The following is a 16,943-nucleotide window of genomic DNA, read 5'->3' as shown; positions in this document are numbered from 1 at the left end:
AAGATGACGGTCGCCCCGGCCGCAGCGGCCACGAAACCAAGGCCCAGCCGGCGGTTGGGGGTGGCGGCCACGGCCAGGGCGAGCAGGGCCGCCAGACACAGGAGGCCCGGCAGACGGGCGGCCACGGACAAGCGGCCGGCCTCGGGCTCGCCGTAGCCGCGAAAAAGCAGCAGCGGTGAAATGCGGGCAGCCCTGGCCAGATGGGGCAGGGAAAAGGCCAGGACAGTGAGCGCGCCAAACGTCGCCGCCAGGGCCAGGGCACCGGGATAGGGGCCGGGCGGCAGGCGCACCGGCAGCAGGTTGCCAGCCAGGGGGGCGAGCAGGGCCGGCACGGCCGCGCCCAGGGCCAGACCGAGGACAATGCCCAGGCAGCCCTGGGCGCCGACAGCCAGGAGATAGGCGGCCACGACCACCCGGCGCGGCGCACCGAGGCATTTGAGGGTGGCAATCGAGGCCGAGCGGCCGACCAGATAGCCGGACACCGCCTGGGACACGCCGATGCCCCCAAGCAGAAGCGAGGCCAGTCCCACCAGCCCGGTGACCGCGGCCAGACGGTCCATGAAGCGGGTCAGGCCCGGCTGGGCCGTGGACACGTCGCGCACCCGCCAGCCGGCGGTGGGGAAGGATTCACGCAGTTTGCCGGCCACAGCCGGGGTGTCGGTCCCCGGCGGGAGCTTCACCCGGTAGGCGTGGCGGGTCAGGGTGCCGGGGGCGAGCAGGCCGGAGTCGGCCAGGGCCGGCAGGGAGACGAGCAGGCGCGGCCCCAGGGCGGCCAGCCCGGCCGAGGCGTCGGGTTCGCGCACAAGGGTCGCGCGCACTGCAAAGGCAGCGTCGGCGACCAGGATGACGTCGCCGACAGCGGCCCCAAGCCGGCTGAGCAGTTCCGGCGCGGCCACGGCTCCGGGCAGGCCGTCGCGAACGGCCAGGGCCTCGGACAGGGGCATGGGGGGCGACAGGGTGACGTTCCCATAGAGCGGGAAGGCGTCGTCGGCGGCCCGAAGGGTGGTGAGCGCGCGTTTCCCCGGGGCGTCTTGGCGACGGGCCATGGCCTGCATGGTCACGACGTGGGACGTCGGTCCAAGCGCGGTCAGGGCGGCCAGTTCATCCGGGGCGGCCGGGCGCAGGGACAGGGTTGCTTCGATGTCGCCGCCAAGCAGCGCGGCCGCGTCCTCGGCCACGCCGGCCAGATAGGCCGCGGACAGGCTTTTGACGCCGGCCACGGCGGCCACGCCCAGAGCCATGCAGGCCACGAATACGCCAAATCCCCGCAGGCCGGTGCGCAGTTCCCGTCGGGCCACACGGGCAGCCAGGAGCAAATCGCGAAAAAACGTCATGATCATGCCTTCCCTGGTCCGGTCCCTACGGGAAAAATGGCCGGTGGTCCATGTTCACTGGTCAAAATGACCCTTTGACCATTGCAAGGCCTTTCAAAATAAGCCAGATATACACAATCCGAGGACGACCGCGCCATTGCCCCGTGTCTTGTCTACAGCAGCACCGCGCGGGATACCACAACGTCGAGGGGAGGCCGGCAGTGAAGAACATGAAGCTTGGGGTTAAAATCAGCATTGGCTTTGGCCTGTTGATCGCCATCGCCTGCGCGCTTGGCGGCATGGCCATCATCAATATGAACGGCGTGGAAGACCAGTCGACCCGGTTGGTCAGGGAATACATGCCGGAAGTGGCCATTGCCAACAGCATCGAGCGGGCCACTCTCGGGACCATGCTTGAAATGCGCAGCTACGGGTATACGGAAGACAAGAAACAGTTTGAAGCCGGGATGCGCAATCTGGCCGAACTCAAGCGCGCCCTGGCCGAGGCCAAGGCGCATTCGGAAAAATATCCGAAATTGGTCAAGCTGCGCGAGGATGTGGTCAAAGCCCAGGCCAAGTGCACGGATTACGAAAAGCTGATCAATGAGACCGCCTCGCGTATCGATGCCCTGGCTGTGGTGCGTAAAAACCTGGATGCCGCAGCTGGCGACATTGTCAAGAACAGCCAAGGTTATCTCGATAGCCAGCAGAAAAAAATTCGCGAAGAGATCGGCCAGAATGTCAATGCCCAGCTCCTTCAGGAGCGGGTGGACAAGATCGATAATGCCGCCGCTGCCATCGCTACCGTCACGGCCATCCGGGTGAACAACTATCGCGGCCAGTTGTACCGTGATCCCCGCCACATAGACGAGGCCATCAAGGCGTTCGCCGAGTTTGACCAGACCATTGAGAGCATCCGGGCCAAAACCCGTGAAGAAGGCAATTTGCGCCAATTGGCCGCTCTCAAGGACGCTTCCGGCAAATACCGGCAGGCCCTCCTGGATTTCCTGGACAATTTCAAGGCACTCCAGGATATCGCTGCCAAGCGCCTGGAGGCGGCCAATGGCGTGCAGGACGCGGCCGAAGAAACCGCCAAGGCCGCTCTGGACGCCACCCAGAAGATCGCCGACAGCGCAGTGATCAGTCTGTCCACGGCCTCCTCGATCATGTACGGCGGCCTCGGCGCGGCCCTGGTCCTTGGCATCATCATTGCCATCCTGCTGACCAAGGCCATCACCGGGCCGGTCATAAAGGGCGTGACCTTTGCCAAGGCCATGGCCGAAGGCGATTTCACCCGACTGCTCGACATCGACCAGAAGGACGAGATGGGCGTTTTGGCCGCCTCGCTTAACGAAATGGTGGGCAAGCTGCGGGAAGTGGTGGCCGAAGTGCAATCGGCCTCGGAAAACGTGGCCTCGGGTTCGGAAGAACTCTCGGCCTCGGCCCAAAGCATGTCCCAGGGCGCCACGGAACAGGCTGCCAGCGTCGAGGAGATTTCCTCGTCCATGGAAGAGATGAGTTCCAACATCAAGCAGAATGCCGAAAACGCCCAGCAGACCCAGTCCATTGCCGTCAAGGCGGCCCAGGACGCCCGCGAAGGCGGCGAGGCGGTCATTTCCGCCGTGGCGGCCATGAAGAACATCGCCGAGAAGATTTCCATCATCGAGGAAATCGCCCGGCAGACCAATCTCCTGGCTCTTAATGCCGCCATTGAAGCGGCCCGGGCCGGCGAGCACGGCAAAGGCTTTGCAGTGGTTGCCGCCGAGGTGCGCAAACTGGCCGAGCGCAGCGGTTCCGCCGCCTCGGAGATTTCCGATCTCTCGGCCTCCAGCGTCCGGGTGGCCGAGCAGGCCGGCTCCATGCTGACCAAGATGGTTCCCGACATCCAGCGCACCGCTGATCTTGTCCAGGAAATCGCTGCCGCCAGCCAGGAGCAGAATTCCGGAGCCGACCAGATCAACCGGGCCATCCAGCAGCTCGACCAGGTGGTGCAGCAAAACGCCTCGGCCTCCGAGGAAATGGCTTCCACCTCGGAAGAACTGTCCAGCCAGGCCGAACAACTCCAGTCCACCATGGCCTTTTTCCGGGTGGACGGGACCATGACCAGACGTCAGGTCCTGCGGCCGGTCAAGGCCTTGCCCTCGGCTGCCCGTCGTCCCGCCGCCGGCCGTCGTCCCGCTGCCCAGCCCAAGGCCGGCAACGGCGTCGGCATCGACCTCGACGATAAGGACGACGACTTCGAGCGGTTCTAAACCGGCCGAGCGACACTGTCCCGACGACGAGAAACGGGGCCGGATGCGAAAGTGTCCGGCCCCGTTTGCATTGGTTGGAAGGAGGGGCGCTTTACTGCGATCGCAGCAGCAGGCCGGTGATGGCGGTCATGACCATCGGCGGCGTGGTCGGGGCGGGGGGAGCGGTCGTCACCCCGGTGGCCCGCAGCCCGGCCGGATTGATCAACCGGCCGTCAGCCAGGAGGGGCCAGGCGCAACTGGTGAAAAAGACCGGAGGTGTTGCGCGGTAGAGACTGGCCGGAACGCCTGTCACATTGCAGCCGTTGTCCGGATCGGCCTCGGCCATGGTGGAGTTTCCGGCGGACACGGTCCCGGTGATGCCAGCCGCCACGGTCAGGGGACCGCCGGCCAGGATCACGTTGCCAAGCACAACCTGGCCGTGGGAGGCGTCGAGGATTTCGATGCCTTCCTTGGCGACCACGTTTCGAAGGAGCACGTTGCCAGGGCCGGCCGGACCCCAATAGTCGGTGATGTCGATTTCCTCGACGAGATTGCCCTCGAACAGATTACGAAAGGGGTAATGGCCGTGCACCGAGATGTCGCAGGGCGTCCACTGGTCGGACTCGCACACGGTGCCTCTGGAGGCATTATAGCCAAAGACGTTGCCGTTGGCCCCCTGGCTGACGATCATGGCATGGCGCAGGGTGTCAAAAATGTTGTTTTCCACCAGACAGTCCGAGACATGCCGGCCCAGGCTCACGCCATAGCCCCGGCCGCCGTCGCCATAGTCGTGGGCGCGTTTGAACGTGGAGTCGCGTACCTCGATGGCGGCCGATGATTCGGCGTAGACATGGGCGCTGACCGTGTCGAGGCTTTCCACCCGAAGCACCCAGCAATTGAAGGCATACTTGAAGTGGATGGTGTCGCCGCCGCTCTCACCGGGATCTTCCCGGCGGATGCCGAGATCTTCGATGCCGACATTCGTGCCCATGCGGTACACCCTGGCCCGGGCCGAGAAGCTCGTGCTGTAGGCGGCGCGCAGGGGACGGTCAAGGGTGAGGACCTTGCCCGAAACGGCCGTGACGACCGCGAATTGGCCCACTACGCTTTGCGCCCAGCTCTGATTCCATTCCGGGTCGGTGTACATGGCGGCGGGGTCATTTTGTTGTTCTATTTCCAGCTTGTCGCCGACCGCCACACCCGAGGTGCCGGCCAGGGTGATGGTTGATTGGCCAAGGGCCGCGTTTTGGGTCAGACTGCTCCAGCTTCTGGAATTGTAGGTGGTGAAATCAAGCAGCGGATCGGACGATCCGTTCATGTTGAAAACGAGCTTGGACAGGCTGGCCCCCTGGCCGCGAAGGACAAGGCCGCTGGTCAGGACCAGGGTGCGGCTCAACCGGTAGGTGCCGGCCGGGATCGACAGCACGCCGGGTCTGGCCAGGGCGGCCATGGCGCTTTCGAAAGAAGCGGTATCGTCGGTTACGCCATCACCGGTGGCCCCATAGTCGCGAACCGACACGGTCTGGACCGGGGCGGGCGGCGTCTGGCGCAACCCGGCCTTATCCCAGGAAGCGATGGGGTCGGCATATTTTTCGGCTACGGCCGCAGTCTCTTCGGCAGCCCTGGCGGTTGCGGCCGGGAGCAGGATGAGCAGACTGAGGGCAAGGGCGGCAAAGGCGGGGTACGTCCGGGCATGGTCCATGAAAATCCCTGGGGTGTTGGGGTGGCAGACTGTCATGGCCATAGCAGGTGTTGTGCCGCTGTGGAAAAAATCACAAAATTACAGATAACTATCTGTTTTATAAATGCTATTTTAATTTATTGAAGAGCTGACGGATGTGCTGTTTTCCACTAAATGTGGAAAACGAAGCGGTCAAATCAAAGGATGGTCAGGGCGGCGCAGGCAGTTCTGGTTCGCCTCTGGATACGGCTGCGCCTGCCCGGATAGAGCCGTATCCAGGCGTCAGGGGCAGGCGTCAGGCAACGCTCCCGGATGGGGTGCGCAGGGCGATTGTATCGGGTGGGTTGCGGCTGGTCAGGAAAACGGGTGGGGCTTTGAAGGGCTACTCGCCGCCGCCGCGCAGGGCTTCGATGGGATCGAGTGCGGCCGCCTTGCGGGCCGGGCGCAGCCCGAACACCAGGGCGATGGCCAGGGCGGCAGCCAGAGACAGGACGAAGATCTTGGGCGACAGGCGCAGTTCCAGCATGCCTAGGCGGGACAGGGATTCGCCGAGCGCCACGCCAAGGCCGATGCCGAAGACCGCTCCAACCAGGGTCAGGTAGACGGCCTCGGAGAGAAACTGGACCATGATCGCTGTGGAGGTGGCTCCCACGGCCTTTCGCAACCCGATCTCCACCCGCCGCTCGCTCACGCCGAGAAACATGAGATTGGCCAGGACAAAGCCGCCGACCAAAATGGCCACCCCGGCCGTGACGCCGAGAAAAGCCACCAGACCGCCGGTAAAGGCCGTTAGGAACTTGAGGATTTCACTGGCGGAAAGCAGCGTGAAATCGTCGGGCTGCGTGGGTTCGAGCTTGTGCTCATGGCGCAGCAGGGCGCGCAGGTTGTCCTTGTGCGCGTCAATAAGTTCCGGGTTGTGGAACCGGACGCGAAGGCCCCGGAAGTAGCTGCGGTTGAGGTTGAAGCGCTGGGTCAGGGTGGAGATGGGCATGATCAGCCGGTCGTCCACGGTTGTATCCGAACCGCCGCCGGTAAATCCCCGGTAGGCCAGGCGTCCGATAATCTGCACGGGCAGGTTTTTGACCAGGACGGTGCGTCCGACCGGCGAGGCCTCGCCGAAAAGCTCCCGGGCCGGAACGTCGCCGATAAGCGCCACTTTGGCCCCGTACTTGATGTCGTCGGCCGACAGGTCGCGGCCTTCGGCCAGGGGCCAGTTCCAGGTCTGGGCATAGTCTTCGGTGGCCCCGACAACGGTTGCCGTCTCGTAATTCCTGTTGCCGTATTTCAGCGTCACAGCCCGCACCGAACGCATGGGCAGCACGGCATAGGCCCCGGGCAGGGAGCGGGCGATGGCCCGGGCGTCGGACCAGGTGAGAGTGTTGACGCGCTGGCCCACGGGCCGGTTTTCAATGTCCCCGCCAAGGACGAGGACGGCGTCCGGGCCGAAGAAATCGACGATTTCCAGGGCCTTTCGCCGCGCGCCGTCCACGGAGGCGACAATGACGGTCAGGGCCGCAATGCCCATGGCCACGGCGGCAACGACAAAGAGGCTCCTGGCCTTGTGGGCCAAAAGCGCCAGCCACGCCATGTGCTGCAACCGCCACAACAGGCGCGGGCCGCGGCTAATCCTGCGCCACACGGCCGTCATGGACGAGAATCTGCCGGCGGGCGTAGCCGGCTGTTGCGACGTCGTGGGTGACGACGATGACCGTCTTGCCGGCCTCGCGGTTGATGACGGCGAGCAGCTCCATGATCTCGGCGCTGGTGGCCGAGTCGAGCTGGCCGGTGGGTTCGTCGGCCAAAATGAGGTCGGGATCGTTTATGAGCGAGCGGGCCAGGGCCACCCGCTGCTGCTGGCCGCCGGAGAGCTGGGAGGGCTTGTGCTGGGCCTGGGCGGTCAGCCCGACTTTGTCGAGCAGTTCCATGGCCCGGCGGGTCAGGGCCGAACGCGGGGTGCTGCTGTAAAGGCCCGGCAAAAGGACGTTGTCCAGGGCGCTGGCGTAGGGGATGAGGTAGAAGCTCTGGAACACGAAGCCGATGGCCTGGTTTCGAAGACCGGACAGGGCGTCGTCGCCAAGCGTTCCCGTTTCCCGGCCGCCCAGGCGGTAGCTGCCGGATGTCGGCCGGTCGAGCAGGCCCAGGATATGGAGCAGGGTGGACTTGCCCGATCCCGACGGACCCATGATGGCGGCAAATTCCCCGGCCGCGATGTCCAGATTGACCCCGGCAAGGACGGTGTGGCTCACTCCGCCCATGACATAGGCCCGGGTCAGGTCGGTGAGCCGGATGAGTGGCTCGTCGCCGGCCGCCTGGCCCGTCTGGCCAGCCAGGATGGTCATCGATTGGTTCCCGGGCGATTGGGCTTGGGGGCGTTGGCGGTCGGCGCGACCAGCCCCGGCAGCACGATCTGGGTGGCCACGGTCTCGCCCGGGGTCAGGCCTTCGAGAATCTCGGTCTCGTTGAGGCCTTCCAGGCCAAGCCTGGGCTGCACCTCGCGCACGCCGCCGCCGGCCAGGACGGCGAACACCACCTGCCTGTCGCCGATCCATTTCAGGGCCGCGTTGGGGATGACCAGCACACCCTTTTTCTCCTGGACCACGATCTGGCACTGGGTAGTCATCTCCGGCCGCAACTTGGCCGATTCCACGGGATCAAGGCACACAGGGCCTGATAATAGACAATGTTGTCGCGGATTTCCGGCTGGGGATAAATCTGGTCCACGCTGCCCTTAAACGTCGCGCCAGGGTAGGCGTCCACCCGAAATTCCACCGGCATCCCGGGCTTTATCTGCCCTACGTCGGTCTCGTCGACGTAGATCCACATTTCCAGGCGGCTGGGGTCGAGCACGGTGATGAGGTTGGCTACCTGCAGGCCGGCCACCACGGTTTCCCCGGCCTGGGAAGTGACAAAGGCCACCACGCCGTCGATGGGGCTGACGATGCTCGTGTAGGAAATCTTGGTGTTGACCGAATCGATGACGGCCTGGGCCTCTTCCTTGCCCTTCTGGGCCTTGATGGCTTCCTTTTCGAACTCGGTGCGCACCCGCACGAGCGAGGCTTCGCGGGCCAGCACCTCGTTTTGGCTGACCAGGGAATCGCGGCGGGCGGCGTCAAGGACGTCCCGGGCCACGAGTTCCTTTTTAAACAACTCGTCCTGGCGTTTGAGGCTGGAGGCGGCGTAGTCGTATTTGGCCTGGGACAGGCGCAGTTCGGCTTCGGCCTCGGCGATGCGCCGGGGATAGACGGTCTCGACCTGGGACAGTTCGGCTTGGGCCCGGGCCAGCTTGGCCTCGGCTTCGTCGAGCTGGGAGCGCAGTTCCCGCGAGTCGATGACCGCGATGAGCTGGTCTTTTTTGACCTCGTCGCCGACCTTGACGTTCATCTCCTTGATCGTGCCTGTGGCCCTGGCCCCGATTTTGACGATGGCCCCGACCTGGGCCTTGATGATGCCCGTGGCCTCAAGAACCTTGCGCACATCGCCCATGGCGGCCTGGGCCGTGGCGATGACCTTGGGCGGATCGGGCTTTTTGACGTATTGTTTATAGGCGTACAGGCCGCCACCGGCGAGAAGGAGGAGCAGGAAAAGCCATTTGAATATGCGCATGCGATTGTATCCGATGATCTGGTTTACCCGTCGTATAGCGGTATTTGGCGGCGGCGGCAAATGGCGGGCTGTTGCGGGCAGCATCCACCGGGCGCGAGACAGCCGTGGGGCGGGCAACAGCGCTCGGGGCTTCGGGTGTTGCGCGTCGCCCGGGCGGGAAAGCGGCGGGGCAACCGGATGTGGGCGTAGAGGGCAACGGCTCTCCCGGTGGAGTTACTGGATCATCTTTTGCCAAAACGGACGCCTGTCCGGCGGGGGGCCGGGTTTGGCCCGGTTTTTTTCGACCTTGCACTCCACCATGGCAAAGGCCTCGGTCTTGGCTGCGGCGCAGCCGATGTAGATCTTGACAAAATAGCTGTTTTCGTTGTGGAGTAGGTGGTATTCAAGGACTTTTTTGCCGCCAGGGGCGTCAGTCACAAGATTGGGGAGACCGTTTTTGGCCGTGTACTGGGCTGTGGCCGCAGCCACGTCGCAGTGATCGAGCACCTCTTTCGACGGACTCAAGGAAAAACTGTCTTTGTAGATGCAGCTGTTTTCCAGGATGCTCTTGCCGCCGGGATTGGTGTTGCTGCGGATGTACTCCTCTTTGGCCAGCAATTCGCCCAGGGCGGCATTGGGACGGTAGTCCTGGCCCCGGGCCGGGGCGGCCAGGAGGGTCAGGAGGACGAGGACGCACAGGGGCAGGGCGACGGAGACGGCTTTGGGCATGATCTCCTCCGTGGCGTGGCAGGAAGGGTGGGGCGGCCGCCGCCGGCAAGGGGCGGCGGCCGTCAGGGCGTAGCGCGTATCGCGGATCGGGGGTTAGCTGAGTTCGGCGATCCAGGCGGCCACCGGCTCTTCGATGAGCCGGCGGATTTCGGCCAGCCGCGCCTCGGTTTCCGCCTCGAACCGCACCACCAGGGCCGGTTGGGTGTTGGAGGCCCGGAGCAGGCCCCAGCCATCGGGAAAGGTCAGGCGCACGCCGTCCACGTCGATGACGTCGTAGCCCGAGGCAAAATGGGCCTTGGCCTTCTCCACCACGGCGAATTTGATGGCGTCGGGACAGTCGATGCGGATTTCCGGCGTATTGACCGTGGCCGGCCAGTCGTCCAGCATGGACTGGAGACGCGTTCCCGAGGCGGCCACGATTTCGGCCAGCCGGGCGCTGGCGTAAATGGCATCGTCAAAGCCGTAGTAGCGGTCGGCAAAAAACATGTGGCCGCTCATCTCGCCGGCCAGGGTCGCACCGGTCTCGCGCATCTTGGATTTGATCAGGGAATGGCCGGTCGGGGCCATGAGCGGCACGCCGCCGTGGGCGGCAATGTCTTTGTAGAGCAGATGGCTGCACTTGACCTCGCCGATGACCGTGGCCCCGGGGTGGTTGGCCAGCACTGCCCGGGCATAGATGGCCAGGAGCTGGTCGCCGTAGAGCAGCCGTCCTGTGCCGTCCACCACGCCGATGCGGTCGGCGTCGCCGTCCAGGCCCACGCCGAAATCGGCCCCCTCGGCCACTACCCGGGCGGCCAGATCGGCCACGTTGGCGTGGATGACCGGATCGGGATGGTGGTTGGGGAAACGGCCGTCCGGTTCGCAGTACAGGGGAATGACCCTGGCCCCGGCCTGGCGCAGCACGTCGCAGCACACCAGGCCCCCGGCCCCGTTGCCGCCGTCCACCACTACGGTGACCGCCCGGGGCAGCACCATCTGTTCGGAGACGCGTTCGATATACGACGGCCGGATGTCATGCTCGCAGACAATGCCTGCGCCTGCGGTGAACGCCCCGGCGGCCATGATGTCGTAGATTTCCCGGATGTCGTCGGTGTGGATGGTGCTCTCGCCGGACCAGATCTTGAACCCGTTGAATTCCGACGGATTGTGGCTGGCGGTGACAATGGCTCCGGCTTTGCGGCCAAGGGCCTTGACCGCATAGTAAAAGACCGGGCTTGGCACCATGCCCAGGCACACCACGTCCACGCCGCAAGAGGCCAGTCCGGCGGCCAGACGGGCCTGATAGCCCGGGGAGGTCAGCCGGCAGTCGTGGCCGATAACGGCCTGCTGCTGGCCGCGTCGCAGGAAAAATGTCCCCAGGGCCTGGCCCAGGCGTTCCACCCACTGATCGTCAAAATCGATGTCAACCAGACCCCTGATGTCATAAGCCCGGAATGGCCCAGGCAAAATAGGTTTCATGCTGTCTCCTTGGAAATGTCGTCGTCTTGCTGCGCTCGGCTTTTCTTGACCTCTGCCCTGTTTCTCCCCTATGCCCAAACGATGAACTGGGACTGGGACAAGCTCTCCGAGCAAAAACGCCGCCAAGGATCTCCGATACCGGAACCCGGGCGGCTTGGCGAGGACTTGGCCGACAGATTGTCGGATATCAAAAAACGGCTGCCCGGCGGGCCCAAAATCATCGCGGCCGCGATCGCCCTGTTGTGGCTGGCCAGCGGCATCTACATCGTGGAGCCGGATGAGGCCGGCGTGGTGCAGCGTTTTGGCGCATACGCCTATTCCACGGGACCGGGACCGCATTACCACTTACCGTTTCCCATGGAGACCGTAAAGACCCCGAAGGTCTCCCAGGTGCGCCGGGTGGAGGTGGGCTTCCGCTCGACCACGCGCGACGGCCTGACGAACCAGTATCGGGCGGTTCCCGAGGAATCGCTCATGCTCACCGGGGATGAAAACATCGTGGACGTGCAGTTTATCGTCCAATACCAGGTCAGCAACCCCGTGGACTATCTTTTCAAGGTGGACCGCCCGGACGAGACCGTCAAAAGCGCGGCCGAGGCAGCCATGCGCGAGGTCATCGGCGACGCCAAGATCGATACGGTGCTGACCGCCGGCAAGGTCAAGGTCCAGGACGACACCAAGACGCTGCTGCAAAACATGCTTGCGCGCTACGACTGCGGCGTGGACGTGGTGGCGGTGCAACTCCAGGACGTGCACCCGCCCAAGGAAGTGGTGGATGCCTTCAAGGACGTGGCCAGCGCCCGGGAAGACAAGATCCGTCTCGTCAACGAGGCCGACGCCTATTATAACGACATCATCCCCAAGGCCCGGGGACGGTCTGCCGCCGTTTTAAACGAGGCCGGGGCCTACCGGGAACAGGTTATCCGCCGGGCCAAGGGCGGCGCGGACCGCTTTACGGCCCTTCGCACCGAATTCGACAAAGCTCCGGCCGTAACCCGGCAGCGCCTTTTCATCGAGGGTATGGAAACCCTGCTGGCCAATCCCGAACTCGAAAAGCTCATCATGAGCGATGAAGCGGCCAGGCAGGCGGTGCCCTATCTGCCGCTCGAGGCCGTGCGCCCGGCCCCGCGTCCCCAGGACACCCCGGCGGCCAAGCCCAAGGGAGGCGCCCAGTGAAGACTTCCATCGTCATCGGCGCCGTCCTGGCCTTTATGGCCGCTGTGACCGCTTCCCAGACCGTGTACGTGGTGGACCAGACCGAGACGGCCATCGTGCTCCAGCTTGGCAAGCCTGTGGCCGGCCCCATCCTGCCGGGCCTGCACGCCAAGATTCCCTTTATCCAGAATGTGGTCTCCTTCGACGCCCGGCTGCTCGAATACGACGCCAAAGCGGCCGAGGTGCTCACCCTGGACAAGAAGAATCTGGTGGTGGACAACTATGCCCGCTGGCGCATCACCAATCCGCTGCTTTTTTACCGCACCCTTCGCACGGTCGGCCGGGCCAACGCCCGCCTTGACGACATCATCTACGCCGAGCTGCGCGTGGCCCTTGGCCAATACACGCTGCTCGATGTGGTGTCGGAAAAGCGCGACACCATCATGGGCGAGGTGACCAAGAAATCTTCCCAGATCCTGTCGCCCTACGGCCTTGAGGTGGTGGACGTGCGCATCAAGCGCACCGACCTGCCGCCGGAAAATGCCCAGGCCATCTACGGCCGGATGCGGGCCGAGCGCGAACGGCAAGCCAAGCTCTACCGCTCCGAAGGCTGGGAAGAGATGGAGAAGATCAAGTCCGGCGCGGAAAAGGATCGGGCCATTTTGCTGGCCGAAGCCGAGCGGCAGGCGGAAATCCTGCGCGGCCAGGGCGATGCCGAAGCGGCTTCGGTGTGGGCCGAGGCTGTCGGCAAGTCGCCGGAGTTTTTCGGCTTCACCCGGAGCCTTGAAGCCTACCAGAAGTCCTTTGCCCGCAATACCCGGCTGTTTCTCACCCCGGAAAGCCCTTTCCTCAAATATCTGCGCTGAAGTTGCCCCGGCCGGGATGTGACTCCCGGCCGGGCGGCTTGACAAGGCCCGCGTATTTGACGGAAGCTGCAACGCCTTTCCGGGCTGGACGGGGCAACTGGTGTTTTTGCCGCCCCGCCCGCCAATCCCGCATCAATCCAATAGGGGGAGACGATGGTTCTGGAGCTGATACGGCCCGGCACGAACATCAATTTTCTGAAGTACCGCAAACTGGCCTACCTCATTTCGGCGGCCATTGTCCTGGCCGGATTCGTGTCCCTGGCCGTCAAGGGCGGTCCTCGTTTCGGCGTGGATTTTTCCGGCGGTCTGTCCATCCAGGTCCGCTTTGCCAAGACCATGGATGTGGAGAGCATTGCCAAGGCTGTGGACGAGGTGGGGCTTAAAAACGTCGTGGTCCAGCGTTTCGGCCAGGACGACGCCAACGAGTTTTTGATCCGGGCCTCGGATCACGAGATCAATCAGGAGACGGTGCGCACCGGCATCGAGACCGCCTTGGCCAAGAATCTTCCGGATTCGGGCTATTCCGTCCAACGCCTGGAGATGGTCGGTCCCAAGGTCGGCGCGGATTTGCGCGGCAAGGCCCTGGAAGCCATCTTCTATTCGGTGCTTTTGATCGCCATCTACATCTCCGGGCGTTTTGAGCAGCGCTGGATGGCGGCCGGCCTCATGGCCGCCGGCCTGGCCGGAGGCATCTATCTGCTCAAGCTCGCCGGTGCTTCCACGGTGTGGCTCATCGTCGGAGCCATGCTCATCACCCTGGCTCTGTGCTTCGTCTTGCGCCTCAAATACGCCCTGGGGGCAGTGGTTGCCGACTTGCACGACATCTTCGTCACGATAGGCATCTTCTCGCTCCTTGACCTGGAGTTTGACCTGACCATCGTGGCCGCGCTTTTAACCATCCTCGGCTATTCGCTAAACGACACCATCATCGTCTACGACCGTATCCGGGAAAAGCTGCGCACCACCGACAAATCCGTGCCCTTCGAACAGGTCATCAACCAGAGCGTCAACGAGACCCTCTCGCGCACGATCCTGACGGCCGGCACCACGCTCATTACCGTTGCCTGCCTGTTCTTCCTGGGCGGTCCGGTCATCCACGACTTCGCTTTGGCCATGCTTATAGGCATCCTGGCCGGAACCTTCTCTTCGGTCTTCGTGGCCAGCCCGATCCTGCTTGATCTCGGTTCGGGACTGAACAAGCCCGAGGCCCCCGCGCCGACTACCGGCCCCCGGGTCAACGCCGCCAGAGCCTAGGCTAAAAGACGCAACGCTTTGGACAACGACAAAGGCCGTCCCGATTCGGGGCGGCCTTTTTTTGCGTCCGGCGTTTGGCCGGCCGGCGTCGTTTTCGGGCTGGCCAGGCAGGATGGACCGGGCGCATCAGCGCTGCCCGTTCCATGCCATGGCTTTTGGCCGCGTCTGGCCGCTCCTATTGATTCAGGAGCAGGGGCAGAACGGCCGGCAAGGCCGCTGTCGTTGACGGCGACGCGGCAGGGTGGGCCAGATAATACCCCTGCGCGGCCTCAATCCAGAACCAGTCATCGGTCGGCGGCTGGCCCAGGCCATCGGTGCTGTCGCCAACGCCTGCCCCGAACAGGGCGGCAATGATGCCGTGGCTTGGCAGGACGCCGAGGTGTTCGCCCCAGACGAGCGACTGGCCGCTGGCGGCCAGTCCGGGGTCGGCCGCCCGGTTCTGGGCAAAATAGGCGGCCCGCAGGCTGGATGGCTCGGTTACGGCGTCGCCAAAGAAAAAGGTGGTGGTGCTGTCCTCGTAGTGCTGCGAGGTATTGGCCAGGGGCGCAAAGGCCGCCCCGGTGCGGGCGCTGATCCGGTTGGAGCCGTTTATATGGCCCACCGGCAGTTGCCACAAAACCATGGGTTTGCCGGTGGTTTCGCCCAGGGTCTGGGCAAAAAGCAGATAGTTGTTCCAGTGGTCGCTGTTCCAAAACCAGGTGGACCGGGCCGGATCGGCCGGGGAGCTGATACCGGCGTCCAGGCCGTATTTGTCGATGGACACGAAATCGGCCTGGTTGGAAAGGATGCCGGCGGCCATGGCATAGGCGGCGATTTCCCGGGCTGCAGCCACGATGGTGGCCCGGCCGGCCGTCCAGCCCTGGTCGTCATCATCGGTGCGGCGGATGACGCCCTTGCCGCCGGTGGCCGTGGGCGAGGCCCAGAGATTGAGTTGCCAGCCGAACAGGACATTGTCGCCGCTGGCCCGGATGGCGGCATTGATGCGCTGCACGGTGTCGGGAACCGTTCCGTCGGCCGTGGCGATGGCAGACGGGGGCAGACCGGAATTCTGTTGCAGGTAGCCCAGGAAGTCCGGCTCCAGGATGATGCCGTAGAGTTCTCCCTGCATGACCGAGGTGGTTTCGGAAAGAAACGTCGACAGATTGTTGTAGTAGGCGGCCATATAGTCGGGGCTTTGCACGTGTTCGAGGTCGGTGGTGTAGCTCTCGCCGCCGTCTGGGATGTTGTAGAAGACATAGAACGGGATAAGGCCAAGAGCCAGACTTTCCTTGGCGAAGGAGACGGCCCGGTCCGGGTCCCAGGACTTCCAGCCGGCGATGGGGCCGCCATTTATATAGATGTAGCGAATATCCGTCCGGGTGCCCTTGGGGCCGGCTTCGTGGTTGCGCCAGAAGGCGAGATCCGCATCCGAGTCCTCCGATACCGAACCGATGGCCACCGGACCCGGCAGTCCGGGCAGGCTGCCGTTGGCCGCGTCCACCCGAAGGCCCAGGAAACAGGTCGTGCCATCGGCAAAGGCCAGGGCCAGTCCGGTGCGGCCCGGGACCAGTCCCCGGGCCGTCAGCGCGCCATTGGCGATGGTCAATGCGGCTGGGTTGGGATTCCTGGACATGACGCTGGCAATGGCCCGGTCAAAGGTGAAGGTGCGGCTTTGGCCGGCGCGGACATGGACCTGCAAGGGCTCATTTTGCCCCACAATGAAGGCATCGGCGTCGCGGTCGGCGTTAATGCGATAATCGCCGGTTCCCGGCGTGACGGACGGTGGCGGCGTGACGGGGCAGTTGTCGCACCAGGTGCCGCCCACGGCCACATCGGTGGGCGTAAGCGTGCCGCCCGGGCTGGCGACAAAGCCCACGGTCACCGAGCCGCCCGGGGGGATGTCGCTGTTCCAGGAGGCCGGAGCAACGACCAGGATCCCGTCCTGGTCGGCCAGACGCTGGCCGTTCCAGACACTGTTGATCGTGCCGGCAAAGCGAAAGGTCAGCCTCCAGTCCCGCAGGGTGCTGCCGGTGGTATTGGCCAGGGTCAGATTGGCTTCAAAGCCTGTCGTCCAATCCTGGACCACGGAGAAGGTCGTTGTGATGCCTTCAAGGGCGAAAGCGTGGGGAGGCAGGGCGAAGATGAGGACGAACACGGCGAGGAGACCGCTTAAACAACGGGGCATAGACGACTCCGCATGAGGTGGACGAGGATACGGCACCCCAGTCCTCAAGCAGAAATCGGACCATCCCGCCATGCCGGGGCATGGCGGGAATTCGGGACAGGCAGATTCACAAAAAAATGGACAGCGGCGGCAGCCAGCACCACAACGGCTGGAACGACGCCTCAGGGAGTCTTTTTTTGTGGCGCAAGTCCCTTGGAACTCTGGTAGGCGGCCAGTTCTTGCTCGGCACGTTCCAGTTCCTGCCGGGCTTGTTCCTTGGCCCGCCCATAGTGCTCAACAGCCTCGGCGCTGCCGTCCTTGCGGGCGTCTTCTTCGGCCTGGCTGTAGCGGAGATAGGCGTTGCGGTTGTTCTTGACCTTTTCTGCCAGGATCTGGCTCTGGTCCGGTGCAATCCAGGGGTTCTTTTTGCCGGAGCAGGCCAAAAGGGGCAGACACAGGACGAGGGAGAGAGCCAGGATAAGGCTTGGGCGAAATAGCTGCATATAAAAACCAGGGGGTTGTCGGCTCAAG

At 64.1% G+C, this 16,943-nt stretch carries 12 protein-coding genes and 1 pseudogene; 4 read left to right on the top strand and 9 right to left on the bottom strand.

All coding sequences use genetic code 11. The annotated features are described in order from the left end of the window. A partial coding sequence (locus DVDV_RS12270; RefSeq protein WP_139311611.1) for an ABC transporter permease occupies positions 1–1,334 on the bottom strand: 1,334 nt, incomplete at its 3' end. 200 nt (positions 1,335–1,534) lie between these two features. Here DVDV_RS12270 and DVDV_RS12265 point away from each other — a divergent pair. Continuing rightward, entirely contained in the window at positions 1,535–3,565 is a 2,031-nt protein-coding gene (locus DVDV_RS12265) for a methyl-accepting chemotaxis protein (protein WP_075354945.1), read from the top strand. Positions 3,566–3,656: 91 nt separating this feature from the next. Here DVDV_RS12265 and DVDV_RS12260 read toward each other — a convergent pair whose 3' ends face one another. The 6 genes and pseudogenes from DVDV_RS12260 to DVDV_RS12235 all read right to left on the bottom strand — a co-directional run bounded on the left by DVDV_RS12260 (position 3,657) and on the right by DVDV_RS12235 (position 10,994). Further along, positions 3,657–5,246, bottom strand: coding sequence for a glycosyl hydrolase family 28-related protein (locus tag DVDV_RS12260; RefSeq protein ID WP_075354944.1), 1,590 nt, complete (start codon positions 5,244–5,246; stop codon positions 3,657–3,659). Positions 5,247–5,607: 361 nt separating this feature from the next. Further along, entirely contained in the window at positions 5,608–6,813 is a 1,206-nt protein-coding gene (locus tag DVDV_RS12255) for an ABC transporter permease (RefSeq protein ID WP_368482919.1), read from the bottom strand. Positions 6,814–6,847: 34 nt separating this feature from the next. Next, positions 6,848–7,564, bottom strand: coding sequence for an ABC transporter ATP-binding protein (locus DVDV_RS12250; protein ID WP_075354942.1), 717 nt, complete (start codon positions 7,562–7,564; stop codon positions 6,848–6,850). Then, positions 7,561–8,828 (bottom strand): annotated as a pseudogene (locus DVDV_RS12245) (efflux RND transporter periplasmic adaptor subunit). Before DVDV_RS12245 ends, DVDV_RS12250 begins: the two are co-directional and overlap by 4 nt. A gap of 213 nt (positions 8,829–9,041) precedes the next feature. Further along, positions 9,042–9,536, bottom strand: coding sequence for a hypothetical protein (locus tag DVDV_RS12240; RefSeq protein WP_075354941.1), 495 nt, complete (start codon positions 9,534–9,536; stop codon positions 9,042–9,044). 93 nt (positions 9,537–9,629) lie between these two features. Further along, positions 9,630–10,994, bottom strand: a complete 1,365-nt coding sequence (locus DVDV_RS12235; protein ID WP_075354940.1) for a phosphomannomutase/phosphoglucomutase — start codon at positions 10,992–10,994, stop codon at positions 9,630–9,632. An 81-nt stretch (positions 10,995–11,075) separates the two neighbouring features. On the opposite strand from DVDV_RS12235, the gene hflK reads away from it, so the two are divergent. The 3 genes from hflK to secF all read left to right on the top strand — a co-directional run bounded on the left by hflK (position 11,076) and on the right by secF (position 14,269). After that, positions 11,076–12,170: an FtsH protease activity modulator HflK gene (gene hflK, locus DVDV_RS12230; protein WP_075354947.1), complete on the top strand. Its 1,095-nt coding sequence runs from the start codon at positions 11,076–11,078 to the stop codon at positions 12,168–12,170. After that, entirely contained in the window at positions 12,167–13,015 is an 849-nt protein-coding gene (hflC, locus tag DVDV_RS12225; protein ID WP_075354939.1) for a protease modulator HflC, read from the top strand. The genes hflK and hflC overlap by 4 nt, the downstream gene beginning before the upstream one ends. 153 nt (positions 13,016–13,168) lie before the next feature. Continuing rightward, a complete protein-coding gene (gene secF, locus DVDV_RS12220; protein ID WP_075354938.1) occupies positions 13,169–14,269 on the top strand; it encodes a protein translocase subunit SecF in 1,101 nt (366 codons plus the stop codon). A gap of 175 nt (positions 14,270–14,444) precedes the next feature. Here the strand turns inward: secF and DVDV_RS22970 are convergent, their stop codons facing one another. Next, positions 14,445–16,433, bottom strand: a complete 1,989-nt coding sequence (locus DVDV_RS22970) for a cellulose binding domain-containing protein (RefSeq protein ID WP_075354937.1) — start codon at positions 16,431–16,433, stop codon at positions 14,445–14,447. Between the two features lie 161 nt (positions 16,434–16,594). Then, complete coding sequence (locus DVDV_RS12210; protein WP_075354936.1) at positions 16,595–16,915, bottom strand: hypothetical protein; 321 nt, start codon at positions 16,913–16,915, stop codon at positions 16,595–16,597. Positions 16,916–16,943: the final 28 nt, after the last annotated feature.

The organism is Desulfovibrio sp. DV (assembly GCF_001936595.1).
GTDB lineage: Bacteria > Desulfobacterota > Desulfovibrionia > Desulfovibrionales > Desulfovibrionaceae > Solidesulfovibrio.
The sequence above is the reverse complement of the archived record's forward strand: the minus strand, read 5'-3'. Positions and strand labels throughout refer to the sequence as shown.